This is a genomic window from Hankyongella ginsenosidimutans, from assembly GCF_005144965.1.
Lineage (GTDB): Bacteria > Pseudomonadota > Alphaproteobacteria > Sphingomonadales > Sphingomonadaceae > Hankyongella > Hankyongella ginsenosidimutans.
The window spans coordinates 1,273,047-1,297,784 of sequence record NZ_CP039704.1 but is presented as its reverse complement, the minus strand read 5'-3'; the positions used below and the strand labels follow the sequence as shown (position 1 = coordinate 1,297,784).

Sequence of the window (24,738 nt, the reverse complement as noted above, 5' to 3'; positions counted from 1 at the left end):
CGCCGATCCGTCACCCTGCGCGAACCGCCCCGATCAGGAATTCCTTGTTACCCTCCGGCCCTCGATCGGGCTCGGCGTGACCCCGAGCACGTGCCAGCCCGGTTGTGCGCCGAACCAGGCGGCGACCTCGGCGCAGACCGCCGCATGTACCGCCGGGTCGCGCACCACACCGCCCTTGCCGACGGCCTCGCGCCCGGCCTCGAACTGCGGTTTGATGAGCGCGGCCAGCCGCGCGCCCGGCCGGGTGAGCGCCAGACTGGCCGGCAGCACGGTTTTCAGGCTGATGAAGCTGGCGTCGCAGACCACCAGATCGACCGGCTCCGGCACCTCTGCCGTGCTCAGATGGCGCGCATTCAGTTTCTCCAGCACAATGACGCGGGGTCCTGGCGCAGCTTCCAGGCCAGTTGCCCATGCCCGACATCGACCGCATAGACCCGCGCCGCACCGCGACTGAGCGCCACATCGGTGAACCCGCCGGTCGAGGCACCAACGTCGATCACGAGACTGTCCGTGATGTCCCAGCCGAAATACGCAAGCGCATGGTCGAGTTTCAGGCCGCCGCGGCTGACCCAGGGTGATCGCGCCCGCGCACGTCGAGCGGCTGGTCCTCGGCTAGCAACTGACCCGGCTTGTCGATCTTGCGCTCGCCTGAATAGACCACGCCAGCCATGATGAGCGCCTGCGCCCGCGCCCGGCTCTCCACCAGACCACGCTCGACCAGCATCTGGTCCGCGCGACGCTTGGCGGGACGTACGGTCATGCGCAAACCCCCAAATCCTGCGCGACCAGCGCCAGCCGCTTGTCATAGACCCTTCCCGTTTTTGATCGAATCACTTTTCGCGGCAATCAAAAACGGACAAGAAGGGTCTACACAAAGAGTGAGCCTTTCTTATCGTCTTCGCTTGAGGCACTTCAACACAAGTGCCTCAAGCTCAGTCGGAAAGGCTCTTGGTCAGCAGCCGCAGCCCACCCTCGAGCAGCGTGGACGCCAGCAGATGGGCATCGACATAACCGATCCCGCGCCCATAGACCGCGCGCCGCTCGATCATCTGCTGCAGTTCCATCGCATCGGCGATCGGTGCCTGCGGCAAGGCGTCCAGCAGGCCAAGCACCAAGGTGCGATTGCGCAGGAGCCGAGCGCCAATTCGGCGACAATGAACGGATGGCAGACGACACGATTGTCCTGCAGCGCATCGGCGAGCTGCCGGTCGCCGTCGCGCAAGTGCCGGACCCAGACCGACGTGTCGGCGAGGATCACGGGCGGCGGCGGGGCGCGGCCTCGAGCGCAGGCTCTGATCCAGCCAGCAGCGCCAGCCGGCGCGCGCTTTCCAGGGCAATCAACGCATCAAGCGCCCGGTGCAGCAGTACGCTGCGCTCCACTTCGCCGGAGAGCGCCATAGCGCGCGCCAGCCGTTCGTCATCCAGAGTAACGGTCGTCCGCATGTCGACCTCCTACACCTAAAATCGCATCATTCGATGTCTATTTCAATGTCTGGAGATCAGGGTAGTGGGTCATTGTGAAGTTTTGCCGCTCACCCTGAGCTTGACGAAGGGCGAGCGGCTCGTGGTTCGTCCAAGCTCACCACGAGCGGTTTACTCACAATGACCCACTACCAGATCAGGCAATCCGCGGCGTCGTGTCGGTCGACAGGGTGAAGATGTCCGGCCGGGCGTAATGGCCGACCACGTCGAAATCGAACGCTGCGCGGGTCACGTCGTCGAGGTCGATCTCGGCGCACACCAGTCCCGGTTCCCCGAACAGCGGCCCGGCCAGCACGGTGCCCAGCGGCCCGACGATCGCACTGCCGCCACGAATGAGCACGGTCTGCGGCGCATCGCCCTGGATCGCAGCGTAGGCCACATCGTCCGCCACGTCGGCGCGGGTCATGTACTGACAGGCGCTGACGACGAAGCAGCGCCCTCCAGCGCGATGGTCTGCAGGGTCGGCAGCCAGACGTCGCGGTCATCGACGGTCGGCGCGACGTGCAGCACCGGGCGCTGCCCATAGAGATGGACCCGCAGCAGCGGCATGTAATTCTCCCAGCAGATGGCGCTGGAGACAGGCCCGAGCGGGGTCTGCGCCACCTGGAGCGTCGCCCCGTCGCCCTGGCCCCAGATCAGCCGCTCCATCGCCGTCGGCATCAGTTTGCGCCGCCAGGCGAGCACCGCGCCATCCGGCCCGAGGGTGGCGCTGACGCAGTAAAGCGTCTGGCCCAGCCGTTCGATCACGCCGGTGACCACGGTGATCCCGGCGTCGGCGACCAGCGCCCGGATGCGCGCAAACGCGGGACCATCGCGCTCATAGGCGGCCTCGGCGTAGCGGCGGAACAGCTCGCGCCCTCCGGGCTGCGCGAGCCGACCCGCGCGCCGAAATCGACGCCCTTGGGGTAGCCGCCCAGAAACGCCTCCGGGAACACGGCAAGCGACACCCCGCCGCCCTCGCCTGCTGGAGCCAGTGGGCGAAGCGCGCCTCGGTCCCGGCGGCGTCGAACAGCCGGGGAGCAGCCTGGATGGCGGCGATAGGGTGGATGCGCGGCATGGCGGCGGCCTTTCGGGAAGGATCGGACTTGGCAGACAGGGTGAATCAGGATGGCAATGTCATACCTTCTTCCTGGGCTGCCGCAGCAACTCCTCCATTTCCAGGATGATGCGCCGGCCTTTTTCGCATCCCCGTGACATCCTCGGGGTCGGCCTCGAACAGGGCGCGCATCCGGTCGGACATTTCCCGCAGCGCCAGATATCTCTCCTCCCCGAGGCGTTTTCTCAGTCGCGATAGACCCTCGTTCAGCTCAATGAATGCAGTATCAATAGTATATGTGGGAAAATATCCAGTTTTATCGATAAAAGTCGGTGAAGATAGCATCATAAAACCAAGATGATCATTGAGATCACCTTTGGTCTTCGGGATCGTCAGCACATATTCTGTTACCACTTTCATCCCTCCATCATCGCGTGATCAGATAGGTGTTATCCGGTGGGTACTACTGTCGTTGGAGAAGGTTCATGCGCGTAATCCGGTTAAGACCGGGGCTTCTTGGCTGCCGCAGCAACTCCTGCATTTCCAGGATGATAAGTTGTCCCTGCGTTGTCTCGCCCGTGACATCCTCGGGGTCGGCCTCGAACAGGGCGCGCATCCGGTCAGACATTTCCCGCAGCGCCAGATATCTCTCCTCCCTAGCCGCTTTCTCTGCAGAGCAAGGCCCTGGTTCAGCTCTGAAAAGGTAAGCTCAAGATTATACCAGGGGAAATAGCCGGTCTTATCGACAAAGGTCGGCGAAGACAGCATCATAGAACCCAGGATGTCCATGAGGTCACCTTTTGTCTGCGGGATTGTCGGCACATATCTTGACATCATATCGCCCTACCTTCTGCTAGCGTGTGATCAGATAAGTATTATCTGGGCCTATCTGCGCAGGCCTGACAATGATTACCGCATCCGGCCTCGAGTCGGCAGAGAAAAACCCTGGATTTGCGGCGATGCGCGCAGTTTTCTCATCAAGGTCCAATCGAAAGAAACTCTGCCGACTCTGGCATCGGGAATCCTATACGTCACGTCCGAGGCAGAGCGGTCATAATCGCGATTGTTGATGGTCACATTCTGCCCACGACCCCAGTTTAAACGGTACGTATTGAAGTGTATCTGTAAATTGCGACGCACCTGTTGGTCCACAAAGTTGCCGATCGCCTCATTCTGGGACAAGCGCGGCTTCAGTACTCCGTTGTTATAGCGGCGCACGCCTTCCGCATACGCCACATCGACACTTTTCTGAAGGAAGCGCAGCGTCTCCACCTGCAGTGCGTCCGGATTGCCGCGTTCGGTGTACAGGGCCGCAGCCCGGATCATCCGCAGGTCGTTCAGTTCCTGCGCGCGCCCTTCGGTGGTCAACGGTGAACCCAGGGACGGGTAGGTATAGTCGGGATATATCTCCTGAATATCCACGATCAGCTGGGCGCGCGCCGCCGTATAGCGCCTCGACCGCCGCCGCCGCCGGGCCGCTGAGGTCGAGGAAACTATCAGCAGGTGCCAGCATGGCACCGAGCGGGAATTCGCCAGTCCGGGGAATATTTGCGCCAGTGTCGGGGCGGCTCCAGCGGCGGCCCGCCATTGTCGCCGCGCCGCGCCGGACCGCGGGGTGGGGGTAGCCGCACCTGCGCCAGCTGGTCGCCCGGGCGCGCGCCGAGGCCATCCGTGACATCCAAGAGGGCTGGAGCGCCGGGATCGAGCGTAGCCCTGAGGCGGATGAAGCGCACAGTGCAGCGGCAGTTTGCCGTCTCCGCCAGGCTTGCATCCGGGTCGCAGGGCAGGAACAGGCGGTCTGCACCAAGGCTGAAGGCGCTGCCGATCGGCTGGATTTGTCCGTGTGCGGCGCGATGGCTCGCCCGGGTCCGCTCGTCGGGAGAGGCGATCCATATTTTGTGGGTCTGCCCCTGCGCCCGCGCCTGTCGGTATTCGTCGAACAGCCGGGCGTACCGTGCCGCCCGCGCCTCGGTGACGCCCTTGGTCAGAAGCGGGGCGGCTGACCCGATGGCGGCAATGCCGCTCTCAACGCTGCGGCCGCCAGGGCGACGCATCCAGTCCGCGAAGGTCGCATACATCGCTCATGACCCATCTGGTGAGGAGATGGGTTTTATTTATCCTATTTGGTTATTTTTGTCAAGATAAAAGCCCCACAACCAGCCTTTATGGTACATCCTCACTCGGTTTCCGGCCTGCCGAAGCTGCGGCGCGCCCGCGCGATGACGGGTATGAGTCAAACGCCCGGCACTCTGGTAAAATAGGCGTTACCCCCAAACAGGGCGGGCTCCCGACCAAAGAAAAGCCGCCCCGCAAGAGGACGGCTTTTCCCATCGCTTTACGCCAGCGGGCGAACCCCGCCGGTTTACTGCTTAGTGCTGGCCTTCGGCCGGAGCGGCGGCTGCATCAGCAGCGCCGGCAGCGGCATCGGCAGCGCCGGCAGCGGCTTCAGCAGCTGCGTCGGCAGCGCCAGCAGCGGCATCGGCAGCGCCGGCAGCAGCGTCAACAGCCGCGTCCGTGCCTTCAGCAACAGCGCCAGCAGCGTCAGTCGCTGCGTCGGTTGCCGGAGCGGCAGCTTCAGCTGCAGCGTCGGCAGCCGGAGCTGCTTCTTCAGCGGCCTTTTCACCCGCACCGCCACAAGCCGCCAGAGCGACCGCAGCGCCGGCCACGATAGCCGCTTGTTTCAGTTTGAGCAGAAGATCACCCATGTGAGACTCCATTCTTATCGTCCAAAGATTTGGTTAGCTGCTTACCCCAAACCGTTGTGCACATTAGCGGTAATGATTCCGCTTCACAAGCGGCTTGTGGGCGTGTGCACCACCCCATGCCGACCAGGGATCGAAATAAAAAGCCTGTATTTATATGAGGATGACAGGCATTTGAGGAATAAACCACACAGCATGAACGACCCTGAGGAGGCGGGCACGGAAAAATGTTGCACGAAATTCTACTTTTCCAGTTTGGCGAAAACGCGCTGAAACATGCTTCAAACGCAGCCCATCGAGGTTAAACGTTAATGACTTGGTAGCTATGTTTTGCCATCACGAACGAAAGATCTGTTGAGCGAGTCCATGACCATACGCCAGTTTTCTGACGCCATATTCTTTTGGCCGCCGTGACTGTCGGGCTTGCGGTGCTCGCCATCGGGCGTTTGTGGTATTCACTGCCCACGGCCTTTCTGGTCGGCGGGCTTGCCGTTTGGGTTGTGTTGTGCGCTCTCGTCGGTAAAATAATCTTAAATAAAAGACACCGCGACGAATCGATCACTGATGACAATCTCCCCGGCGACAATCTTAACCTGGAGGCCGTTGTTGCAACTTTGATCGAGGAGATCGCGTCCCTGCGCCAATCTATAGACGGGATTCGCGATGAAATTAGAGTTTATATCGAAGAGCAAGTAAATAATACTGAAATTGCGACCACAAAAAGCTTCATGATGAACATTATTATACTGAAGATACTTACAAGCCATACGATCCGCCCATAAAGCGGGACGCGGACATCGCACCGATCGTCCTGGATGCGACAATAAAGCGCGCCTTGCGTGACAATCGGGTCGACCTGTATTTGCAGCCGGTGGTGAAACTGCCGAGCCGCCGTATTGTCCTTTATGAAGGGCTGGCGCGTATACGGGACGACCATGGCGATGTCCTGTCGCCCGCGGCTTTCGCGTCCGCGCTCGCCGATGGGCCGCTGGCGACGGCGCTGGACAGCCTGCTGTTCGTGCGCGCCGCAGGGCTGATGCGCCAACTGGAAGCAAAGCGCCCTGACTTGCAGATTTTCTGCAACCTCTCACGCGCGGCTTTGCTGGACGCCGGTTTTATCGGCGGCCTGGTGCAGTTCCTCACCGACCAGCGGGAGCGGGCCGCAAAGCTGGTGTTCGAGATCGCTGCACGCGACTTCCTGACCCTGCCAGAACATGCGCTCGATCGTTTGAGCCGCCTGGTGCGCCTGGGGTGTCAACTCTCCGTCGATCAGATCGACAGCCTGGATATCCGGCCGGCGGTTCTGGCGCGCGCTCAGGTCGGCTTCGTGAAAATCTCCGCAACCGTACTGGCCGCCAACCGCTCGCTGACCGAGTCCGCACGGTTCAAGTCCGAACTGGATCGCTTTGGCATCCAGATCATCGCGACGCACATCGAGGATGAGCGGACCGTGATCGACGTTCTCGAACTCGGGATCGAGTATGGTCAAGGCTACCTGTTCGGTGCGCCCCGTCAGGCGCGGATCGATAATGCCAAGACGGCGGCGGCCTGAGCTCGCGCGTGTTCAGCTTCTGAAATTTACATGAGATCAGGCGACATTCATGAGCTTCTGAACCGGGCGGTTGTCGAGAAAGCTCAGGAAATCCTGGCCGTTCAGCGGAATCGAGATGAAATAACCCTGCGCGATGTCCGTAAAAGCTGCCGCAGCCTGTTGTAGTGGTCCCGCGTTTCCACGCCTTCAGCGACCACGCGCATGCCAAGATTATGCGCGAGATCGACCGTGGAGCGGACGATGACGTCGGACGCGGGGTTCGCCAGCATATCCAGCACGAAGCTGCGATCGATCTTCAGCTCGCGGATCGGCAGCGATTGCAGCGCAGACAAGGATGAGTAGCCCGTCCGTAATCGTCGATCGCCAGTTCGAAACCGGCATCGGCAAGATGATAGGCATTTTGCGGGCGGTCAGCGGGTCGAGAACAATTGCGCTTTCGGTAATCTCGATGATGATGCGCGGTGGATCGAGATTGTAGCTGCGCGCGATCGAGGCGAGCAATTGCGGGATCGACTCATCGTGGAGCATTCGGGCCGAGAGATTGACGGCGAGCGAGAGATCGAACCCGCCGACGCTCCAGCGCGCAAGCTCGCGCAGCGCCGCCTCGAACGTCCAGCGGGTCAACTCCGTGATCGCGCCAGTCTGCTCCGCGTGCTGGACGAACTCGTCGGGCGGCACCAGGCCCAGATGCGGGTGCCGCCAGCGGCACAGGGCCTCCACGCCGCAGATCATCTGACTTTTAGGTCGATCTTGGGCTGATAGACCATCGAGAGCTGTTCATCGTCGCTGATTGCGTTGCGAAGCTCCGTCGAGAGGCGCAACCTGCGGACGCTGTTCGAATCCTTGCTGGAATCGTAGACGATAATGCGCTCCGAGCCGCCTTTCGCGGCATACATGGCGACATCGGCGCATTGCATCAGACGGTGCGGGTCTTCCGTGTGGATCGGGAAGAACGCAACCCCGATCGAGCAGTTGACATGAAGCTGCAGATTCTCCTGCACTTCGAAGGGCTTCTCGAAAACGGCCAGGACTCTTTCAGCAAGCTCGATACCAAACGCCTCAGTCTCGATGTTCGGCAGCAGGATCGCAAACTCGTCGCCACCCAGACGAGCCACGGTATCGGTTGCCCGAACCGGCAGCAGCAGGCGCTTGGCTAAATCTCTCAGCAAAAGATCGCCAATGTGGTGGCCAAGGGTATCATTGATCTGCTTGAAGCGATCAAGGTCGAGCAGAAACAGGGCAACCATTTGACCGTTTCGCCGGGCTGATGAAATCGCCTGCTGCATTCTGTCTTTCAGGAGCGTGCGGTTGGGCAGCCCGGTCAAGGCGTCGTGCAGCGCCTGATGTTCAAGAATGGCCTGATTCTGACGCAGCTCCGTGATGTCGCGGACGATCAAGACATAGCTGGGCTTTTCGGACGACGCGATCTGCGAAATGCAGATATCGATCGGAAAGGGCTGCTCGTCGATCCGGCGTGCCGTGGTTTCATGGTGGCCGCGCCCGACGGCATAGGTGACCGAGTGCGGATCCACCAGGTTGCGATAGCTTGGGACGATATCGACGATTTCTCCGTTCAGAAGGTCGCGCAACTGGCGCTGGAAGATCCGGCAGGCGGCGGCGTTCGCCGTCTGAACGATGCCGTTTTCATCGACGGTGATGATGCCGTCGAACGAGTCCTCGACGATCCGATGCATGAGCGCATCGATCTGTTCGAGTCGCAAGGTCTGCTCGCGCGCCGTCAAGGCGACGGCCTGATTTCGTTGCTCGCGCAAACGCTGTGCATACTGGAGCATTGCGGACAGCGGCTTGCGTGCGTCGGATCGCCAGTTCTTCATCGGCCCGGATGCGTTTCCTCTTGCGTCGACGCAGAGTAGACTCGAGCCGCAAAAACCTGTTAACACATGCGCGTCTCTGTGATGGACAATGCTCCGAACGCGTCCGGCCAGGCTGAAAGCAAGGCGGCGTCCACTTGCGTGAGGGTCGATGCCCGACCGAGCGCTGCCAGGCTGGTGACGCCATAGTCCCGCACGCCGCACGGAACGATGGCATCGTAGGCCGAGAGATCCGGGTCGACATTCAGCGCGATGCCATGCATGGCGACCCCATGGCGCACCGCGATGCCGATGGCGGCGATCTTGGCCTCTCCACCCGGCGCATCGGGAACCCAGACGCCAACGCGCCCGCACCGCCGAACCGCCTCTACCCCGAGTGCTTGCAGGGCATTGATCAGCCAGGTCTCGAGGCCGGCGACATAGTCCCGCACGCTCAGCCCGCGCGCGCGCAGATCCATCAGAATATAGGCAATCCGCTGGCCTGGCCCGTGGTAGGTGATCTGGCCGCCGCGTCGCGTGCGAAAAACCGGGATTACGGGTGATTCGACGAAATCAGCCGCCGGGCGCTTGTTCCGCTGGTGAACAGCGGGGATGCTCGAGCAGCCACAGCAGTTCCTTCGCTTCGCCGCGCCATATGGCTTCGGCCAGCCGGTCCATCCGGTCTTCTGCCGCACGATACTCGACCCGCGAAGATGCGGTTTCGACCGCAATCGGCTGCCGCGGCTGCATCGTTAACCCTGCCATAACCCGTCTCCGTCGATAACGCATTCAAGACAAGGATTCCGAATGAGCGTATTCGACAAGATTGAAGTGGAAGTCTCCGTCGTGATCGGACGGACGCATATGCCGGTTCGGCATCTCCTCAAGATGGGCCGCGGTGCTGTGATCGATCTGGACGCCAAGCACCAGGACCCTGTGTGGATTTACGCCAACCAGGAATTGATTGCACGCGGGGAGATCGTGCTGGTCGGCGACCGCATCGGCGTGACCGTCACGGAGCGCGTGCGTCGCGCCGAGTAGAGCGGAACCTTAATAAAACTGTCACCCTATCCGGCATCGACTTCACGCGCCCGCGAAACTAGAGAAGCGGGCGCGAGGTGATGGAACATGCCGTTTTTCGAAACAATCTCAAAACTCTGGCCGATTATTCCGCGAATGGCGTGTCTTGTCTCGGCGTGCGCGATGCTGGCGGCGTGCGGAGAGGAGGCGACGGGGCCGGGGAGTTCAGAAAACAATCCCGATAACGTTGTTCTGATCGTGGTCTCGAACCTCAGCCCGGCGGATATCGACACGCCGTCCACAGATGAAGCACCAACCCCGAACATCGACGTTCTGGCGGCGCAGGGTGTGCGTTTTCTCAACGCCTACACCAGTGCATCGGTCAGCGTACCGGCGCGCATGAGCCTATACACTGGGCGCACGCCCGCACAGCTTGGCTTCGAATACGATATGCCGACCACGGACACCATCGGTGTCGACCTGACGCGCGGCCAGACCCTCCTGCCCGGCATGCTCAAGCAGTCCGGCTATGTGACTGGTTTCGTCGGCGCATGGGGTCTGGGCGGCGTTGGCGGGCAGGGCGGTGATTATCCGGGCCGGCAGGGCTTCGATGAAGTGTACGCCGTGATTCCCCGGTGGCACCCTACGGCGACGACGCGCCGGCCGAGTGGCAGTTCATCCCGACCACGAACTTCCAGCAGCCGCCGGTGCGAAAGGAAGAAAGCCGGATCCTGACCGGCAGCGCCGCAAAGCCTGCGAAGAACGCTGAGTATGCAATCCTGGGTTTTGCCCAGCAGGCGGTCGATTTCATTGACCGGCATCAGAAAGAGACTTTTTCCTCACTGTTTCCCTTCCCGGAATCGATGAGCGCTGCAGCGCCGAAAGACTATTGGGATCGTTTTGCCGGCATTGCCGACCCGAACATGCGCATGCGCGCCGCCATGATCGCGGCGCTGGACGACGCCGTCGGCAATATTGTGCGCAGCCTCGACAACCGCGGGCTGGCGGAAAAGACCCTGATCGTCCTGACATCCTTCGCTGGCTGCAACGCCGAGGTTGGGCTCTGCCAGTGCGGAACGCTGCGCAGCGGTGCCGTCTCGCTGTACGAGGGCGGCCTGCGCGTGCCGCTGATCATGCGCTATCCCAGACGGTACAAGCCGCGCACGCAGTTCACGCCGCCTGTCGTCGCCAGTGACCTGGTGCCGACGATCCTGAATGATGTGGGGCCAAGCGCCCGCTTGGGACCGTCATCGACGGCGTCGCGCTCTCCGATTACATCACGGGTGCAAAGCCGGGCGCGCCGCACGAAGCCCTCGCCTGGAGCCGCAAACCGGCCAGCGCCATGCGGCTTGGCGATTACAAGGTCGTGAACGATCCGGACAAATACCCGTCGCTCGAAATCTACGACCTCGTCGACGATCCGGCCGAACAGAACAATCTGGCCGAGGCCAGGCCGGAGCTCGCCCGGAACTCTCCGCGCGGCTGAAGATCGAAACCGCAAGCGGCACCGAACCGCGCTGGCTGTCGAAGGGCCAGGTCAACCTGACCGGATGCGGCGAAAACCTCAGCATCTACAAGTGAGGCCGCTTGTGCACCGCGTGCTGTTCGTGTGCCTGGGGAACATTTGCCGCTCGCCGCTGGCTGAGGGCGTATTCGCCGCCGTGGCGCAGGCCCACGGACTGACGGTGCATGCGGACTCCGCCGGCACTGGCGGGTGGCATGTCGGGCGTCCGCCGGATCGTCGCTCCCAGCAAATCGCGGAACGCCATGGCTTGGACATCGGCCGGCAGCGCGCGCGACAGATCGAAGCGGCGGATTTCACACGCTTCGACATGATCCTGGCGATGGATGAGGATAACCTCAGGGAATTGGAGTGCAGGAAGCCTGCGCCCGGTTCGCGGCATCTGGGCCTGTTCCTGGACTTTGCGCCGGAGCTCGGCCTGCGCAGCGTGCCGGACCCTTATTACGGCGATCTGGCGGATTTCGAGCACACCTACCGGCTGGTACATGCAGCGAGTGAAGGGCTGGCCCGGCGACTTGCCGGCCTGTGATGTATGGCGGGGCGGCTCCATGGCCGCCCCTCTACCGATACAGACCGTCGTCTTCCTCCCAACCCGCGAATTCAGTTCTTCGACTTGTCGACCAGTTTGTTCTTGGCGATCCAGGGCATCATGGCGCGCAGGCGGCCGCCGACCTCCTCGATGCCATGTTGGCTCTGCAACTGGCGGCGCGCTTTCAGCACCGGGTTGCCGGTCTTGTTGTCGAGCATGAAATTCTGGACGAAGCGCCCCTGCTGGATATCCGCGAGGACGCGGCGCATTTCCGCCTTGGTCTCGTCGGTCACGATGCGCGGGCCGGTGACATAGTCGCCATACTCCGCCGTGTTGGAGATGGAATAGCGCATGTTGGCGATGCCGCCCTCGTAGATGAGATCCACGATCAGCTTCACTTCGTGCAGACACTCGAAATAGGCCATCTCCGGCGGGTAGCCGGCCTCGACCAGCGTCTCGAACCCGGCCATGATGAGCTGGCTCAGGCCGCCGCAGAGCACGACCTGCTCCCCGAACAGATCGGTCTCGCACTCGTCCTTGAAGGTGGTGGCGATGATGCCGGCGCGGCCGCCGCCGATCGCCGAGGCATAGGACAGTGCGATATCCTGCGTATTGCCGGAGGCATCCTGCGCGATCGCCATCAGGCAGGGGACGCCGCCGCCGCGCTGATACTCCGAGCGGACGGTGTGGCCCGGACCCTTGGGCGCGACCATGAACACATCGATGTCGGCGCGCGGTTCGATCAGGCGGAAGTGGATGTTGAGACCATGCGCGAAGGCCAGCGCCGTCCCGGGACGCATGTTGGGCTGGAGATCGTTCGCCCAGATTTCGGCCTGGTATTCGTCGGGAGCCAGCATCATGACGATGTCGGCCCAGGCGGCGCCCTCGGCGGCGGTCATCACCTTGAAGCCGGCAGCCTCGGCCTTAGTCGCGGTCGCCGAACCCGGACGCAGCGCGACCGCGACCTCGGCGACGCCTGAATCGCGCAGGTTGGCGGCGTGGGCGTGGCCCTGGCTGCCGTAGCCGATGATGACGACGCGCTTGCCCTTGACCAGGTTCACATCGGCGTCGGCATCGTAATAAACACGCATGGTCAGTCCTTCTTTGCTTCGTCTTGAAAAGGGGTGTGCGGGGCGTCGCCTGTGCCGCGCAGCAGGGCGGCAACGCCGGTGCGCGCGACATCGCGCAGGCCAAGGTCGCGCATGAGTTCGATGAAGGTATCGATCTTGTCGGTCGCGCCCGTGACCTCGAACACGAAAGAGCGGGTGGTCGCATCGACCACGCGCGCGCGGTAAACGTCGGCCAGCCGCAGAGCCTCGACACGGGCGTCGCCTTGCCCGACAACGCGCACCAGCGCCAGTTCGCGCTCGACCGCCGGCCCCTCGACCGTCAGGTCGGTCACGGAATGCACCGGCACCAGCCGCTCGAGCAGGGCCTTGATCTGTTCGATGATGGAAGGCGGCCCCGAAGTGACGATGGTGATGCGCGAGACGGCATGGTCCTGCGTGACGTCGGCCACCGTCAGGCTATCGATGTTGTAGCCGCGTGCGGAGAACAGGCCGACGATCCGGGCCAGCACGCCGGCTTCGTTGTCGACGGTCAGGCTGAGCGTGTGGCGCTCAGAGGCGGGAAGATGGCGCATCGGGTCAGACCAGGGCTTCGGCGTCAGCGTCGAGTTCGCCGGCGACCTGCTCCGGTCCCAGCAGCATATCCCAGTGCGCCGCACCGGACGGGATCATCGGGAAGCAGTTTTCCAGCTTGGCGACCCGGCAATCGACCATCACCGGGCCGTCGACCGCAAGCATGGCGGCGATGCCGTCGTCCAGCTGGTCCGCAGTCTCGATACGCAGCCCGGTCCAGCCATAGGCTTCAGCGAGTTTCACGAAATCCGGCAGCGCCTCCGAATAGCTCTCGGAATGGCGGCCCTCGTAGGTCAGGTCCTGCCACTGGCGGACCATCCCCATATACTCGTTGTTGAGGATAAACACCTTGACCGGCAGGCGATACTGCACGGCGGTGCTCATCTCCTGGATGTTCATCAGGATCGAGGCCTCGCCGGCGATGTCGATCACCAGCGCATCGGGATTGCCAAGCTGGCGCCGATGGCGGCCGGCAGGCCGTAGCCCATGGTCCCCAGCCCTCCCGAGGTCAGCCACTTGTTCGGCATCTCGAAGCCGAAATGCTGGGCGGCCCACATCTGGTGCTGGCCGACCTCCGTGGTGATGATCGGCGCGCGCGCGGCAGTTGCGGCGAACAGCCGGTTGACGGCGTGCTGCGGCAGGATCATCGGCCCGCTCTGCCGGTATGCCAGGCAGCGCCGCGAGCGCCAGCCCTCGATTTTCGCCCACCAGTCGGCGAGATCGGCCGCGCGCTGGCCGGAACCGCGCCAGACGTCGATCATATCCGCCAGCACCGAACCGACATCGCCGACGATGCCGATGTCGACCGTCACCACCTTGTTGATGGAGGAGCGGTCGATGTCGACGTGGATCTTGCGCGAGTGCGGGGAGAAGGCATCCAGCCGGCCTGTGACCCGGTCATCGAAGCGCGCCCCAGGCAGACCATGACGTCGCACTCATGCATGGCCAGATTGGCCTCATAGGTGCCGTGCATGCCCAGCATGCCGAGGAACTGCGGGTGCGAGGCCGGAAAAGCGCCCAGCCCCATCAGGGTCGAGGTGACGGGTGCTCCTACAAGAGCCTGAAATTCCTGCAGAAGACGGCTCGCCTGCGGGCCGGAATTGATGATGCCGCCGCCGGTGTAGAGGATCGGGCGGCGCGCTGCTGCAATCAGCGCCACCGCCTGCTCGATTGCGGCGATCTCGCCCCTGGTCTGCGGCTGGTAGGACCGGCGCTGCGGCATCCCCGGGCGCGCCAGCCGGGTTTTCGCCACCTGAACGTCTTTCGGGATATCGACCACAACCGGCCCCGGGCGGCCATGCGTGGCGATGTAGAACGCCTCATGCAGGGTCTCGCACAGGCGCGCTGGGTCCTTCACCAGGTAATTGTGCTTGGAGCAGTGGCGCGTGATGCCGACGGTGTCGCACTCCTGGAAGGCATCCGTGCCGATCAGGTGGGTCGGCACCTGCCCCGTGATGACGACGATGGGGATCGAGTCCAGCAGGGCGTCGGTGATGCCGGTGACGGCGTTGGTCGCGCCGGGGCCGGAGGTGACAAGCACCACGCCGGGCTTGCCGGTCGAACGCGCATAGCCTTCAGCGGCATGGGCTGCACCCTGCTCATGGCGCACCAGGATGTGGCGGATACGGCTCTGCTTGAACAGCGCATCGTAAATCGGCAGCACCGCGCCACCCGGATATCCGAAAACGACCTCCACGCCGAGGTCCGTCAGCGTCTGAATCAGCGCTTCGGCGCCGGTCATCTCCTGGGCGGGGCTTGCATGGGTCACGTGTGGTCTCTCGAAGCGTTTGGCTCGCGGCGGATACTGCAGCGCCTCGCTAATGTTCTAATGTTTCAATGTCAACCCATGTTTCTGCAATAAACTTGCTATATCGCACGACTCTGCGCCGCTTCGATCCCCTACCCACGGCGTCCAGTCGGAGAATTGGTTGCGAAGCCACGTATATTGCCGCTTGGCGTAGCGCCGTGTCTGCTGCGCTGCGGCGTCGATCGCCTCGTCCAGGCTGCAGTCGCCGGCAAGGTGCATTCCCAGCTCCGCGACGCCGACCGCCTTCATGACCGGTAGGTCCGGCGCGAGTCGCCGCGCAAGCAACCGCTCAACCTCCCCAAGCGCGCCCTGATCGATCATGTGATGGAAGCGCGCGAGGCAGCGTTCGTAGAGCGCCGTCCGCTCCGGCAGGATCGCAAGACGCAACCACGGCCCAGCATCTCCTCGCATCGCCAGGCCCGCAGTCTGGGCTTCCTGCTGGAAGTGGCGCAGCGGACGACCCGTGGCCACCAGAACCTCAAGCGCCCGGGCAACACGCTGTCGGTCCCCGGGTTCAGGCGATCCGCCCCTCCGGGTCAAGTCGCTGGAGTTCGGCATGCAGCGCCTCCGGGCCTTCGACATCCATGCGGTCCCGAACCTCGGCGCGGATCGCGGGCGGAATATCCGGCACGACGGCAATTCCCTCGATCAGGGTGCGCAAGTAAAGGCCGGTGCCGCCGACGACGATCGGCACACAGCCCACGCGCCAGGCGGCCTCCAGAGCCTGCATGGCGTCCGCCGCCCAGTCCGCCGCCGAGCAGGAGTCGGCACCATCGCGATAGCCGTACAGGCGGTGCGGTACCGCTGCTTCATCGGCCTCCGACGGGCGGGCGCTCAGAATGCGCAGGTCGCGATAGACCTGCAGCGCATCGGCGTTGACGATAATGCCGTCGAGCAGGCGCGCCATGCGGAGCGCCAGCGCGGACTTGCCGCTGGCGGTTGGCCCAGCCATAAGCACTACGGGCTTTTCTGCAGGCATTCCCATGACTCTGACCCTTTCCATAGCGACACTCGTCGCGCCACGCCAGTCGCCGGCAGTGCTCGCCAGCGCCCTTGATGCCGCGCGCCGCGCGCTGGATGCGGCAGGCGCACCCTATACGCCCGGGGAGACCCACGATGCGCGCGCCGTCGCGCTGCGCCTTGGCGGGTTGCGCCCGGCGGATGCCCGTGCGCTGCTGGAGCCGGTTGTCGCCGACCTGCCGGTTGACCTGATCGTGGCACCCGTCGCGCGCTGCCGCCTCTTCATCGCCGACATGGACTCGACCATGATTACCGTCGAATGCATCGACGAGCTTGCGGATTTCGTCGGCAAGAAGGCGCAGGTGTCCGCCGTGACCGAGGCCGCCATGCGCGGCGAGCTGGATTTCGAACAAGCGCTTGATGCCCGTGTCGCCCTGCTCGCAGGGTTGCCTGAAGCGGCACTGCACGCCTGCTACGACCAGCGGGTCGCACCGAACCTGACGCCGGGCGGACGAGGCCTCATCCAGGCGCTGAATGCCGACGGCGCGCGCACGGTGCTGGTCTCCGGCGGGTTTACATTTTCGTGGACCGCGTGGCGGCGGCACTTGGTTTTCAGCATGCGCAGGCGAACGTGCTGGAGCTTGCGGGCGGGGCGTTGACCGGGCGTGTGCTGCGCCCGATCGTCACGGCGGCGGTCAAGCGCGCGGCGCTGCTCGCGCACGCAGCAGAACTGGGCTGCGCGCTGGAAGACACGGTCGCGATCGGCGACGGCGCAAACGACATTCCGATGATCGAGGCAGCAGGGCTCGGCATCGCCTATCACGCCAAACCAAAGACGATTGCCGCAGCCGACGCCGCCATCCGCCACGGTGACCTGAGCACCGTGCACTATGCGCTGGGGTTGGGAACCAACCGTGGCGATCCGGTCTGAAGGTTCTGGACTGCCGCCTTGGCCTGGCAGGTCTTCTGCGAGTCCGTCTGATGCGACAGCGTCTAGAGCGATTTCAAGCAGATGGGCTCATCTGTCGGTTAAGAAATCTCGGCAAAACAATAAGCTAGAGCGGCGATCTGATTCCGTCAGATCGAAAGCCGCTCTAGCCCAGCGCGCGTTTGAGCAGTACCGGGGCGATACGCTGGCGCAGGGTCCTGAGCGCTGAACTGTTGGCGCGCGCCAGCCGCAATGCCGCCGGCAGCGCCAATGGGTTGCGCAGGAGCGCGCGGGCCGCGACCTGCGTGTCGATGCCGCCGTCCGGTGTCACGCTGGCGATCGCCCAATCGGGCAGCGCGGTCCCGGCATCGTCCGCGACCGCCCGCAACACCATCCAGGGAACACCGAGCGCCATCGCCGCGCGCGCCACGCCGTGGCTCTCCATGTCGACGAAGGCGCAGAACTGCTCTGCGAGCATACGCTTGGCGGCAACACTGGCGACTGCGACATCCGATCCGTAGCTGCGCGGAAACAGGCGCAGGCCCGGCACATCCGCAAGTCCTGCGGTCTCTGTGCGATAGGTCGCACCGTCCGCCGTCGCCAAGGCCTGGGCGGAGACCAGATCGCCCGGCTTCAGGTCCGGATCCAGGGCGCCGGCCAGTCCAGAGCTCACGAGCAGCCGGGCGCCAAGCCCGACGAGGTCGCGCGCCAGCGCCTCCGCCCTGGCGGGCGATGCCGCTGCCACCCGCACGGCGACATGGCTGCCAAGGTCGCCAAGTGCCGCAGCCTCCGACTTCAAGCCGACGATAACGCCGATCATGCGTTGCTACATCCCATGCGGGACACGACGCGTGTTGCTTTTGGTCAGGTTCTCATAGCGGGCCACCGCCCACAGCGGGAAGTAGGCCGCGTACCCATGGTATTTCAGGTAGAAGACACGCGGGAACCCGGTGCCGGTGTACAGGTCCTCCTGCCAGCGCGCGCCGTCACGCGGGGCCTGCTCCAGCCATTGGACGCCGCGCGCAGTCGCCGGGCTGTCGACCTGCCCTGCCGCCATCAGGCCCATCACCGCCCAGGCGGTCTGCGATGGCGTCGACTCCTTGGCCTCGCCCTTGCGCGCCGGATCGTACGTCGCCAGGTCCTCGCCCCAGCCGCCGTCATCGCGCTGCTGGCCGGCCAGCCAGGAGGCAGCGCGGGCGACAGCACCGTCTTCCGGCCCCAGACCGGCGGCGTTCAGCGCACACAGCACGGACCAGGTGCCGTAGATGTAGTTGGCGCCCCAGCGGCCGAACCAGCTGCCATCCGGCTCCTGCTCGCGCTTCAGATATTCGACGGCCTTGCGGATCGATTCCTGGACGATGGGGTCACGCCGGTCGGGGTCGAACTCGGCAAGGAAGGAAATGCAGCGCGCGGTCACGTCCGCCGTCGGCGGGTCGAGCAGCGCGCCATGGTCGGCAAATGGAATGGCGTTCAGATAATAATGTTCGTTCTCCGGGTCGAACGCGCCCCAGCCGCCGTTCGACGACTGCATGCCGATGATCCACTCCGCCGCACGCGCGACCGCCGTGTCGTAGGCTGGATCCCTGGCGCGGATCATGGCGATGGCGACGACGGCGGTATCGTCAACGTCGGGATAGTGGTTGTTCCAGTACTGGAAGGCCCATCCGCCCGGCCGCAGGTTCGGCCGGCGCACCGCCCAGTCGCCCTTGACCTCCAGGATCTGCCGGTCCTTCAGCCAGTCGAGCGCGCGTTTGACCGCGGGATCGACGCTATCATTGCTGGCCTCCAGCAGGGCGTGGGCGGCAAGCCCGGTGTCCCAGATCGGCGAAACGCAGGGCTGCACATAGGTTTCCGGCCCGTGCGCCTCGACCCGCTCCACCACCAGCAGTTCGATCGCATGCTTGGCGGTCACGAGGCGCGGGTCATCCTTGGCGAAGCCCAGCACGTCCATGGCCATCACGGCGTTGGCCATCGCGGGATAGATGGCGCCCAGGCCGTCTTCGCCGTTCAGCCGCTCGGTGAAAAGGCAACCGCAGCGTCGATCGCCTTCCGGCGCAGCCCTTTGGGGAACATCGGCTCGAGGAAGCGCAGCGCCTTGTCCAGCAGCAGGAAGGCGTCGCCGACCGCAGCGCCCGTCGGGTTGATGTTGTAGGGCCGGTGCTGTTCGGGCGGGGCGATGAACAGCTCCCGGATGTGCTGGCCGGTCGGGTTCTTGGCGCGCGCCTTCAGGGCGTAGAGCACCAGCAGCGGCGCGATCACCGTGCGCGACCAGTAGGCGACCTTCGACATGTGGAAGAAGAACCACTGCGGCAGCAGCATGATCTCGACCGGCATCACCGGCACGGCGCGCCAGGGAACCTCGCCGAACAATGCCAGGGCAAAGCGGGTGAACACATTGGCTTTCGCAGCGCCGCCCGGGCCAGCACCCAGGCACGCGCCGCTGCCATGTGGGGCATCGATCGGCTCGCCGATCAGCTTGAGCGCCCAGTAGGCCTTGATCGTTGCGGAAATATCCCCTCGCCGAGGTGGAACAGCGGCCAGGAGCCGTCCGGGTTCTGGATGCGGCGCAGGTAGACGGCGATGCTCTGTTCGCGCGCCAGGCCGGCCTCGCCGCCGCGCTCATCCAGGAAGTGCTTGAGCAGGATGTATTCCGCCGGAATGGTCGCGTCGGCTTCCAGTTCGAACACGAAATGCCCGTCCGGCTTCTGCAGGGCGGTCAGGCGGTCGCGTTGTTCGGCAATGAAATGTTCACGCAGCAGGGGATGCAGTCGCCATCTCTCGTCCGTTGCTTGACAAACCGCGACCCATAGCCGCGCTGCGCCGCAAAGGCAACCGGATGCGCGATCAGGTAGTGTCTCAGTTTGAAACCTCCCCGCTCACCCTGAGCTGGACGAAGGAGAGCGGCTCGTGGTTCTGTCCGAACTCACCACGAGCGGATTTTTCAAACTGAGACACTACCCGCGATCAGCGACGGCTAAGCTATGGTCTACTCCCGCACCCGGCGCAGGATCACATACCACGCCCCGGCACCGCCGTGGCGCGGATGCGCCGGGCGCAGGGCGGCGACGAACGGGCGTAGCGCCGGCGTCTCCAGCCACTGCGGCAGCGCGGCGCGCAGGATCCCTCCTGCTTTGGCCAGGGTGCGCCGGTCTTGCCCTTGCCGGTCACGACGAGCATGACCCGCGCCCGGTCGCGCGCTGCGCGCAGCAGGGCGCTGCTCAGCAGCTCGTAGGCCCGCTCCCGGCCGAAGCCGTGCAGGTCGACCACCCGGTCCACCTGCACCTGGCCGGTACGGATCTTGCGCTCCCACAGGCCATCGAGCGTCGCCGCCTCGGGTGCCATGCCGGTGCCGCCGGTCGGCTGCGGCAGCGCCGGGCCGGGGTCGCGCACGTCCGGGCGGATGCGCGGCAGGTGCGGCGCGACGCGCTGCTTGTCGAGCGGGTCGGTCAAAGCCGCCACCCGCGCCCAGAGGATTTCCTCGTCCGGGCGCAGGCGTCGGGTCATTGTCCAGTCATCAGGTCGCGGGCGAAAGCGACCGCCTGGGCGTCCGGGGACAGTCGCGCCGCTGCGCTCTTCGGGATCAGCAGGGTGGCAGCGCCACGCTGGCTGAGCGCGCCGGCGATGGTGCGTGCCCGTGCACCCGCCCCCAGAACAGGTCGAAGCGGTTCGGGCCCTTGATCGCGCCGCCGGTGTCCTGCGCGACCATCAACCGGGCGAGCGGGATGGCTTTCTTGACGTCGGCAGGGTCCGGATGCCGGGTATCGAGCCAGAGCGGCGCGCCTAGCGGCACGAACGCCGGGTCCGCCGCCACGGAGACCTCGCCGATCAACGGCACGCCGAGCGCGCCGATCGGGCCATCGAGCGCCGGGTCGAGCATGCGGAAGAACACGTAGGAGCGGTTTTCGCGCATCAGCGCCCGACCCTGATCGGGGTTAGCCTTCAGCCAGCGGATGATGCCATCCATGGTGGCCTCGCCGGGGCAAGCGCATTCAGTTCCCGCAGGCGCTTGCCGATGCCGACATAGGTCTGGCCGTTCTGCCCGTCATAGCCGATGCGCACCGTGCCGCCCTCCGGCAGGCGGATGCGGCCGGAGCCCTGAATCTGCAGGAAGAACGCCTCATGGGGGTCTGCGGCCCAGGCAAGTTCCAGCCCACGCCCCGCCAGTGCGCCATCCTCGATGGCGGCGCGGTCGAAGAAGGGCTTCAGCGTCTGGTCCTGACCGCGCCGCGGATCACGCGGCCGTTCAGATCCTTGGCGAAGTCGCCGAGATAGGCATCGACCAGCTCCGGCGGGCGGCGATAGAGCGGCACCGGGTACTCGGGCGAGGGCGTCAGCGCGCCGGCCAGCTCAAGCTCGAAATAGCCGGTGTTGAGCCCGCGCCATCGCCGACGATCACCGCGGCGAAATTCTCCTCGAAAAGCGCCGCGCGGCCGCATCGTCCGCATTGGCGGGCAGTGCGGTGCATGGGGCCTGCCAGTCGGCGGGCTGGGTCAGGCCGCTGCGATCCTCCCGCTTTTGCAGCGCCTTGCAGGAGCGCGCCAGCGCCTTCACCGCCAGCGCCTGCTGGCCGCTCGTCCACCCCGGCAACTGCGGCAGGGACGGGCCAAGTGCTACCCCAGTTCCAGCGCGGTTTTCGGCTGCGGCGGCGGGGCAGGCGGGGTCGACGGCGCTTGCGATGGCGCTTCCGGCGGGGCGGCCGGGGCCGAAGGCGGCTTGGCCGGAGTCGCGCACCCGGCCAGAGCGGCCAGGCCAAGGAGAACCAGGACTCGCAGGCGCATCAGTCTTCGGAGTCGGTGGCGGTAAGCAGCCACACCGGGTCGGCGGCATGGGTGTTGCGGCTGAACGTCCAGACATCGTGGGTCTCGACCGTCTCGCCCGGTGTGCCTTCGATCACTGCGCCGGCGGCGTTTTTCGTCAGCGCGGTGATGCGGGCATCGAACCGCACTGCGATTTCCGCCATCGCGCCATCCAGCGCGGCGCTGACATATTCGGCGCGGTCAATGGCGATCAGGCTATTCTCGACCGTGAGGCCATCGGCCGCCCGGGCATCGAGCACCTGCTCGAACTGGGCCAGCACATCGTCGGCGACGTAGGGTTTCAGCTCGGCCCGGTCGCCGCGCCAGAAGGCCTCCAGAATGTGGCGATAGGCCGCCTGGGCATTGTTCAGGAACGCATCCGCGTCGAAGGTGCGGTCTGCCTGCGTGATCGCGTTCAGCGGCTCGCGCACCGCAACCGGCCACTCGCCGCCGAAGCCGCGGCTCGGATTGCGCTTTTCCAGGGCCGGCGGCGCGGCGGGAGGCTCGCCGGGAAAGCCGTCGCGCACCGGCTTTTCCTCGCCAGTGCGGCGGCCAAGCACGCTCACCAGCCGCAGGGCAATGAAACCGGCCAGCATGGCCAGAAACACGATTTCAATCATGGTGCGTCCGTCGCTCCAACTGGTCTGCGCCGCCTTTCGACACAGACCGTAGATAGGATCATTATCTTGCCGGCCAACATACTGCGGCCACAACGTTTAAGTTCACCATAACAACTCGCGCGCGCTGGGTCCATTGACTCGCACAGCTTCTGGCGCGGACGGGTCCCGGCTTGCCAGCCCCGAGCCGCGCATGATAGCGCCGGGCAGATCTGATTGCTCAAGGACCGCACATGACCGACGAACTCGAAACCACCCCGCAACCGCAAGGGCCACAAGTCGGCTTCCTGGCGCAATATGTGAAGGACCTGTCCTTCGAGCATCCGAATGCTCCGCGCTCGCTCCAGGGCAGCGAAGGCGAGCCGCGCATCGACGTCAACGTCGGCGTCGGCGCACAACCGCTTGCCGAGAATGTTTACGAGGTCGAACTGAAGATCCGCGCCGTCGCCCGCAATGCGGAGCTGACCCTGTTCATCGCCGACCTGACCTATGCCGGTCTGTTCGCGCTGAACGGCTTTCCTGCCGAACAGTTGGACCTGTTCCTGCGCATCGAAGGCCCGCGCCTGCTGTTCCCGTTCGCGCGGCGCATCCTGGCGGACGTGACCCGCGACGGCGGCTTCCCGCCGCTGCTGCTCGAGCCGATGGATTTCGGCGGCATGTACATGCAGTCGCTGCAGCAACAGCAGGCTGAAGCGCCGATCCAGTGAACCCGGCCCGCGGCGCGGCGACCGTCGGCGGCCTGACGCTGGCCAGCCGCGTCCTCGGCTTCGCGCGCGACATGTGGCTGGCCCGGCTGATCGGTGCCGGACCGGTGGCGGATGCGCTGTTTCTGGCGCTGCGCGTGCCGGAACTGATGCGCCGGCTGGTGGCGGAGGGGCGCTGTCGGCTGCCCTTGCACCCAAGGTTCAGGCTGCACGGATCGAGGGTGGCGACGCCGCGGCCGCACGCTCGATCGGTGCGGCTCTGGGCATTGTGCTGCCGGTGGCGCTGGCGCTCAGCGGGCTGAGCGCGCTTGCAGCACCGATCCTCGCCGGGGCGCTGGGCGGGCCTGACCCGCGCCTGACCGGCCAGCTACTCGCGGCCGTCTCCCCTTCCTGGGCGCGACCCTGATCACCGCACTGCTGGGCGCGCTGCTGAACGGTCTGCACCGCTTCGCTGCAGCCGCGGCCATGCCGGTGCTACTGAATCTCGTACTACTGGCGGCGCTGGCGCTCGCACCGAGCGAGCAGACGGCACTGGTGCGCTGGCAGGCCGGCGCGATGGCGCTCGGTGGCGTGGTTCAGGCGCTCGTGCTGGCGCTGGCGTGCCACCGGCATGGGCTGCGCCTGATGCCGCCGGGGCGCGCCGGCATGGCGATGCTCCGCGCGGTCGGCCGGGCGCTGCCGCCGGCGGTGCTCAGCATCGGACTGTATCAGCTTTTGCAGTTTCTGGGCGGGCTGATCGCAGCGCGCGCCGGCCCCGGCGCGGTTGCCGCCCTGCATTTCGCGGATCGTTTCGTCCAGTTGCCGCTGGGCGTGCTTGGTATCGGCGTCGGCGCGGCACTGACCCAGACGCTGGCGGCTGAGGCCGCCGCCGGGGTGCCGACTCGCAGGCCGAGTCGCAGGCGATCGAGGCGACTCTGGCCATCGCCATGCCGGCAGGCGCGGCACTGGCGCTGATCGCCCCGGAGATCGTGCGGGCGGTCTACCAGGGCGGCGCGTTTGGGGTCGAGGCGGCCGCCACGACAGCGCACACGCTGGCGATCCTGGCGGTCGGGCTGCCGGCTTTCGTGCTGGCGCGGGTGCTGATGGCGCGCGCGTTCGCGCAGGCCCGGCACGCGCCGCTCCTGCGCAGCGGCGCGCTGGCGCTGGCGGTGTTCGGCCTTGCGGCGCTGGTCGTGCGGATCGACGGCCCCGCCGGGGTCGCTGCTGCCGTCAGCCTCGGTGGCTGGGCGCAGTGCACAGGGCTGTGGCGACGGGACCTGCTGCGCAAGGGCCAGATGTTGCAGTTGGCGCGGCTGGGCCTGGCGACGGCCGTCATGGCGCTCTGCCTGCTGGGTTTGAAGCCGCTGATCGAAGCGCTGTCCGCTTGGGCGGCGCTGGGCGTGCTGGTGGCAGGCGGGCTGAGCGTCTATGCGCTCGCGGCGCGCCTGCTGTGCGGCTACACCGCCAGGACCTTGCTTACCGCTCTGAAATAACGGGTGCGGCCTTGCCACGCGAAGCCCGGGCCGCACGCCGGATTGGCGGACGGTATCGCGCAAATAAGATGGTGCGGGCGGTCGGGCTCGAACCGACACTCCTTGCGGAACCGGATTTTGAGTCCGGCGCGTCTACCAATTCCACCACGCCCGCACGAAA

The 24,738-nt window shown here is 65.1% G+C and carries 34 protein-coding genes, 1 tRNA gene and 7 pseudogenes; 13 read left to right on the top strand and 29 right to left on the bottom strand.

What is annotated here, in order from left to right; translation table 11 throughout:
• Positions 1 to 10 precede the first annotated feature (10 nt).
• The 9 genes and pseudogenes from E6W36_RS20575 to E6W36_RS07525 form a co-directional block, all read right to left on the bottom strand.
• A pseudogene (locus tag E6W36_RS20575) lies at positions 11 to 760 on the bottom strand (TlyA family RNA methyltransferase).
• A gap of 172 nt (positions 761 to 932) precedes the next feature.
• Complete coding sequence (locus E6W36_RS07560) at positions 933 to 1,112, bottom strand: hypothetical protein (RefSeq protein ID WP_222874238.1); 180 nt, start codon at positions 1,110 to 1,112, stop codon at positions 933 to 935.
• Positions 1,113 to 1,254: 142 nt separating this feature from the next.
• Positions 1,255 to 1,443, bottom strand: a complete 189-nt coding sequence (locus tag E6W36_RS07555) for a type II toxin-antitoxin system VapB family antitoxin (protein ID WP_222874237.1) — start codon at positions 1,441 to 1,443, stop codon at positions 1,255 to 1,257.
• 175 nt (positions 1,444 to 1,618) lie between these two features.
• Positions 1,619 to 2,274 (bottom strand): annotated as a pseudogene (locus E6W36_RS18465) (nitrilase-related carbon-nitrogen hydrolase).
• On the bottom strand, positions 2,226 to 2,429 hold the full coding sequence (locus E6W36_RS18460; protein WP_246048228.1) for a hypothetical protein: 204 nt from the start codon (positions 2,427 to 2,429) through the stop codon (positions 2,226 to 2,228). Before E6W36_RS18460 ends, E6W36_RS18465 begins: the two are co-directional and overlap by 49 nt.
• A 155-nt stretch (positions 2,430 to 2,584) precedes the next feature.
• On the bottom strand, positions 2,585 to 2,938 hold the full coding sequence (locus tag E6W36_RS07540; protein WP_246048227.1) for a hypothetical protein: 354 nt from the start codon (positions 2,936 to 2,938) through the stop codon (positions 2,585 to 2,587).
• Positions 2,939 to 3,427: 489 nt separating this feature from the next.
• Positions 3,428 to 3,940, bottom strand: a complete 513-nt coding sequence (locus tag E6W36_RS07535) for a hypothetical protein (protein ID WP_222874235.1) — start codon at positions 3,938 to 3,940, stop codon at positions 3,428 to 3,430.
• 74 nt (positions 3,941 to 4,014) lie between these two features.
• Positions 4,015 to 4,596 carry a phage minor head protein gene (locus E6W36_RS07530; protein WP_222874234.1) on the bottom strand — a complete coding sequence of 194 codons (582 nt, stop codon included), beginning with the start codon at positions 4,594 to 4,596 and terminating at the stop codon, positions 4,015 to 4,017.
• Positions 4,597 to 4,880: 284 nt separating this feature from the next.
• Entirely contained in the window at positions 4,881 to 5,153 is a 273-nt protein-coding gene (locus E6W36_RS07525) for a hypothetical protein (RefSeq protein ID WP_222874233.1), read from the bottom strand.
• A gap of 477 nt (positions 5,154 to 5,630) precedes the next feature.
• On the opposite strand from E6W36_RS07525, the gene E6W36_RS07520 reads away from it, so the two are divergent.
• Both E6W36_RS07520 and E6W36_RS07515 read left to right on the top strand, forming a co-directional pair.
• Entirely contained in the window at positions 5,631 to 6,002 is a 372-nt protein-coding gene (locus E6W36_RS07520) for a hypothetical protein (RefSeq protein WP_222874232.1), read from the top strand.
• Complete coding sequence (locus E6W36_RS07515) at positions 5,999 to 6,772, top strand: EAL domain-containing protein (protein ID WP_342776859.1); 774 nt, start codon at positions 5,999 to 6,001, stop codon at positions 6,770 to 6,772. The genes E6W36_RS07520 and E6W36_RS07515 overlap by 4 nt, the downstream gene beginning before the upstream one ends.
• Before the next feature lie 101 nt (positions 6,773 to 6,873).
• On the opposite strand, the gene E6W36_RS23185 is transcribed toward E6W36_RS07515, so the two are convergent.
• From E6W36_RS23185 to E6W36_RS18455, 5 genes are read right to left on the bottom strand one after another with little or no spacing between them, the layout of a single operon-like run.
• A complete protein-coding gene (locus E6W36_RS23185) occupies positions 6,874 to 7,065 on the bottom strand; it encodes an EAL domain-containing protein (protein ID WP_425459717.1) in 192 nt (63 codons plus the stop codon).
• Complete coding sequence (locus tag E6W36_RS07510; protein ID WP_222874230.1) at positions 6,983 to 7,504, bottom strand: EAL domain-containing protein; 522 nt, start codon at positions 7,502 to 7,504, stop codon at positions 6,983 to 6,985. The genes E6W36_RS23185 and E6W36_RS07510 overlap by 83 nt, the downstream gene beginning before the upstream one ends.
• Entirely contained in the window at positions 7,501 to 8,607 is a 1,107-nt protein-coding gene (locus tag E6W36_RS07505; protein ID WP_222874229.1) for a sensor domain-containing diguanylate cyclase, read from the bottom strand. Before E6W36_RS07505 ends, E6W36_RS07510 begins: the two co-directional genes overlap by 4 nt.
• A gap of 59 nt (positions 8,608 to 8,666) precedes the next feature.
• A complete protein-coding gene (gene lipB / locus E6W36_RS07500) occupies positions 8,667 to 9,104 on the bottom strand; it encodes a lipoyl(octanoyl) transferase LipB (protein WP_246048285.1) in 438 nt (145 codons plus the stop codon).
• A gap of 52 nt (positions 9,105 to 9,156) precedes the next feature.
• Entirely contained in the window at positions 9,157 to 9,333 is a 177-nt protein-coding gene (locus E6W36_RS18455) for a hypothetical protein (protein WP_246048438.1), read from the bottom strand.
• A 57-nt stretch (positions 9,334 to 9,390) separates the two neighbouring features.
• Here E6W36_RS18455 and E6W36_RS07495 point away from each other — a divergent pair, with 57 nt between their 5' ends.
• The 4 genes from E6W36_RS07495 to E6W36_RS07480 all read left to right on the top strand — a co-directional run bounded on the left by E6W36_RS07495 (position 9,391) and on the right by E6W36_RS07480 (position 11,654).
• Positions 9,391 to 9,624, top strand: coding sequence for a FliM/FliN family flagellar motor switch protein (locus tag E6W36_RS07495; RefSeq protein WP_222874228.1), 234 nt, complete (start codon positions 9,391 to 9,393; stop codon positions 9,622 to 9,624).
• Between the two features lie 87 nt (positions 9,625 to 9,711).
• Complete coding sequence (locus tag E6W36_RS20570; RefSeq protein ID WP_342776831.1) at positions 9,712 to 10,338, top strand: sulfatase-like hydrolase/transferase; 627 nt, start codon at positions 9,712 to 9,714, stop codon at positions 10,336 to 10,338.
• A complete protein-coding gene (locus E6W36_RS20565; RefSeq protein WP_222874226.1) occupies positions 10,239 to 10,973 on the top strand; it encodes a sulfatase-like hydrolase/transferase in 735 nt (244 codons plus the stop codon). The genes E6W36_RS20570 and E6W36_RS20565 overlap by 100 nt, the downstream gene beginning before the upstream one ends.
• Positions 10,974 to 11,180: 207 nt before the next feature.
• Positions 11,181 to 11,654 (top strand): low molecular weight protein-tyrosine-phosphatase, encoded by a 474-nt coding sequence (locus tag E6W36_RS07480; RefSeq protein ID WP_246048225.1) that lies wholly within the window; start codon positions 11,181 to 11,183, stop codon positions 11,652 to 11,654.
• A gap of 71 nt (positions 11,655 to 11,725) precedes the next feature.
• On the opposite strand, the gene ilvC is transcribed toward E6W36_RS07480, so the two are convergent.
• From ilvC to E6W36_RS20550, 6 genes and pseudogenes are all read right to left on the bottom strand, one after another.
• Positions 11,726 to 12,745: a ketol-acid reductoisomerase gene (gene ilvC / locus E6W36_RS07475; RefSeq protein WP_222874224.1), complete on the bottom strand. Its 1,020-nt coding sequence runs from the start codon at positions 12,743 to 12,745 to the stop codon at positions 11,726 to 11,728.
• Positions 12,746 to 12,747: 2 nt separating this feature from the next.
• Positions 12,748 to 13,296 carry an acetolactate synthase small subunit gene (ilvN, locus tag E6W36_RS07470; protein WP_222874223.1) on the bottom strand — a complete coding sequence of 183 codons (549 nt, stop codon included), beginning with the start codon at positions 13,294 to 13,296 and terminating at the stop codon, positions 12,748 to 12,750.
• 4 nt (positions 13,297 to 13,300) lie between these two features.
• A pseudogene (locus E6W36_RS20560) lies at positions 13,301 to 14,175 on the bottom strand (thiamine pyrophosphate-dependent enzyme).
• On the bottom strand, positions 14,103 to 15,035 hold the full coding sequence (locus E6W36_RS18440; RefSeq protein ID WP_281277497.1) for a thiamine pyrophosphate-binding protein: 933 nt from the start codon (positions 15,033 to 15,035) through the stop codon (positions 14,103 to 14,105). Before E6W36_RS18440 ends, E6W36_RS20560 begins: the two are co-directional and overlap by 73 nt.
• Positions 15,036 to 15,119: 84 nt before the next feature.
• Positions 15,120 to 15,572, bottom strand: a complete 453-nt coding sequence (locus E6W36_RS20555; protein ID WP_281277496.1) for a hypothetical protein — start codon at positions 15,570 to 15,572, stop codon at positions 15,120 to 15,122.
• Positions 15,573 to 15,615: 43 nt separating this feature from the next.
• Entirely contained in the window at positions 15,616 to 16,053 is a 438-nt protein-coding gene (locus tag E6W36_RS20550; protein ID WP_281277495.1) for a tRNA (adenosine(37)-N6)-dimethylallyltransferase, read from the bottom strand.
• Here E6W36_RS20550 and E6W36_RS07455 point away from each other — a divergent pair.
• Together E6W36_RS07455 and E6W36_RS21915 are read left to right on the top strand one after the other, a co-directional pair.
• Positions 15,986 to 16,806: pseudogene (locus tag E6W36_RS07455) on the top strand (HAD-IB family phosphatase); the annotation flags it as partial. The gene E6W36_RS20550 and the pseudogene E6W36_RS07455 overlap by 68 nt on opposite strands.
• Entirely contained in the window at positions 16,792 to 16,992 is a 201-nt protein-coding gene (locus E6W36_RS21915) for an HAD hydrolase family protein (protein ID WP_425459716.1), read from the top strand. The pseudogene E6W36_RS07455 and the gene E6W36_RS21915, both read left to right, overlap by 15 nt.
• A 163-nt stretch (positions 16,993 to 17,155) precedes the next feature.
• Here the strand turns inward: E6W36_RS21915 and E6W36_RS07450 are convergent, their stop codons facing one another.
• From E6W36_RS07450 to E6W36_RS07425, 8 genes and pseudogenes are all read right to left on the bottom strand, one after another.
• Positions 17,156 to 17,809: a phosphorylase family protein gene (locus E6W36_RS07450; RefSeq protein ID WP_222874222.1), complete on the bottom strand. Its 654-nt coding sequence runs from the start codon at positions 17,807 to 17,809 to the stop codon at positions 17,156 to 17,158.
• A 6-nt stretch (positions 17,810 to 17,815) separates the two neighbouring features.
• Positions 17,816 to 19,676 (bottom strand): annotated as a pseudogene (shc, locus tag E6W36_RS07445) (squalene--hopene cyclase).
• 299 nt (positions 19,677 to 19,975) lie between these two features.
• A complete protein-coding gene (locus E6W36_RS23180) occupies positions 19,976 to 20,299 on the bottom strand; it encodes a Smr/MutS family protein (protein WP_425459704.1) in 324 nt (107 codons plus the stop codon).
• Positions 20,194 to 20,493 (bottom strand): annotated as a pseudogene (locus tag E6W36_RS23960) (hypothetical protein); the annotation flags it as partial. The gene E6W36_RS23180 and the pseudogene E6W36_RS23960, both read right to left, overlap by 106 nt.
• Positions 20,494 to 20,569: 76 nt before the next feature.
• Positions 20,570 to 20,953 (bottom strand): MltA domain-containing protein, encoded by a 384-nt coding sequence (locus tag E6W36_RS18435; RefSeq protein WP_281277494.1) that lies wholly within the window; start codon positions 20,951 to 20,953, stop codon positions 20,570 to 20,572.
• Positions 20,929 to 21,425, bottom strand: a pseudogene (locus E6W36_RS18430) (MltA domain-containing protein). Before E6W36_RS18430 ends, E6W36_RS18435 begins: the two are co-directional and overlap by 25 nt.
• Complete coding sequence (locus E6W36_RS18425; RefSeq protein ID WP_246048224.1) at positions 21,382 to 21,720, bottom strand: hypothetical protein; 339 nt, start codon at positions 21,718 to 21,720, stop codon at positions 21,382 to 21,384. Before E6W36_RS18425 ends, E6W36_RS18430 begins: the two are co-directional and overlap by 44 nt.
• A gap of 46 nt (positions 21,721 to 21,766) precedes the next feature.
• A complete protein-coding gene (locus E6W36_RS07425) occupies positions 21,767 to 22,405 on the bottom strand; it encodes a Tim44/TimA family putative adaptor protein (protein ID WP_222874219.1) in 639 nt (212 codons plus the stop codon).
• Positions 22,406 to 22,635: 230 nt separating this feature from the next.
• Between E6W36_RS07425 and secB the strand changes: the two genes are divergently transcribed.
• Genes secB through E6W36_RS20535 form a run of 5 tightly spaced genes read left to right on the top strand, consistent with a single transcriptional unit; the run spans position 22,636 to position 24,578 of the window.
• On the top strand, positions 22,636 to 23,109 hold the full coding sequence (gene secB, locus E6W36_RS07420; RefSeq protein ID WP_222874218.1) for a protein-export chaperone SecB: 474 nt from the start codon (positions 22,636 to 22,638) through the stop codon (positions 23,107 to 23,109).
• On the top strand, positions 23,106 to 23,408 hold the full coding sequence (locus tag E6W36_RS07415; protein ID WP_222874217.1) for a hypothetical protein: 303 nt from the start codon (positions 23,106 to 23,108) through the stop codon (positions 23,406 to 23,408). Before secB ends, E6W36_RS07415 begins: the two co-directional genes overlap by 4 nt.
• Positions 23,384 to 23,512, top strand: a complete 129-nt coding sequence (locus tag E6W36_RS20545) for a hypothetical protein (RefSeq protein ID WP_281277490.1) — start codon at positions 23,384 to 23,386, stop codon at positions 23,510 to 23,512. The genes E6W36_RS07415 and E6W36_RS20545 overlap by 25 nt, the downstream gene beginning before the upstream one ends.
• Positions 23,497 to 24,060: a lipid II flippase MurJ gene (locus E6W36_RS20540; RefSeq protein WP_222874431.1), complete on the top strand. Its 564-nt coding sequence runs from the start codon at positions 23,497 to 23,499 to the stop codon at positions 24,058 to 24,060. The genes E6W36_RS20545 and E6W36_RS20540 overlap by 16 nt, the downstream gene beginning before the upstream one ends.
• Positions 24,033 to 24,578 carry a lipid II flippase MurJ gene (locus E6W36_RS20535; protein WP_222874216.1) on the top strand — a complete coding sequence of 182 codons (546 nt, stop codon included), beginning with the start codon at positions 24,033 to 24,035 and terminating at the stop codon, positions 24,576 to 24,578. Before E6W36_RS20540 ends, E6W36_RS20535 begins: the two co-directional genes overlap by 28 nt.
• 69 nt (positions 24,579 to 24,647) lie before the next feature.
• Here the strand turns inward: E6W36_RS20535 and E6W36_RS07400 are convergent.
• Positions 24,648 to 24,732 (bottom strand) — tRNA-Leu (locus E6W36_RS07400).
• Between the last annotated feature and the right edge of the window lie 6 nt (positions 24,733 to 24,738).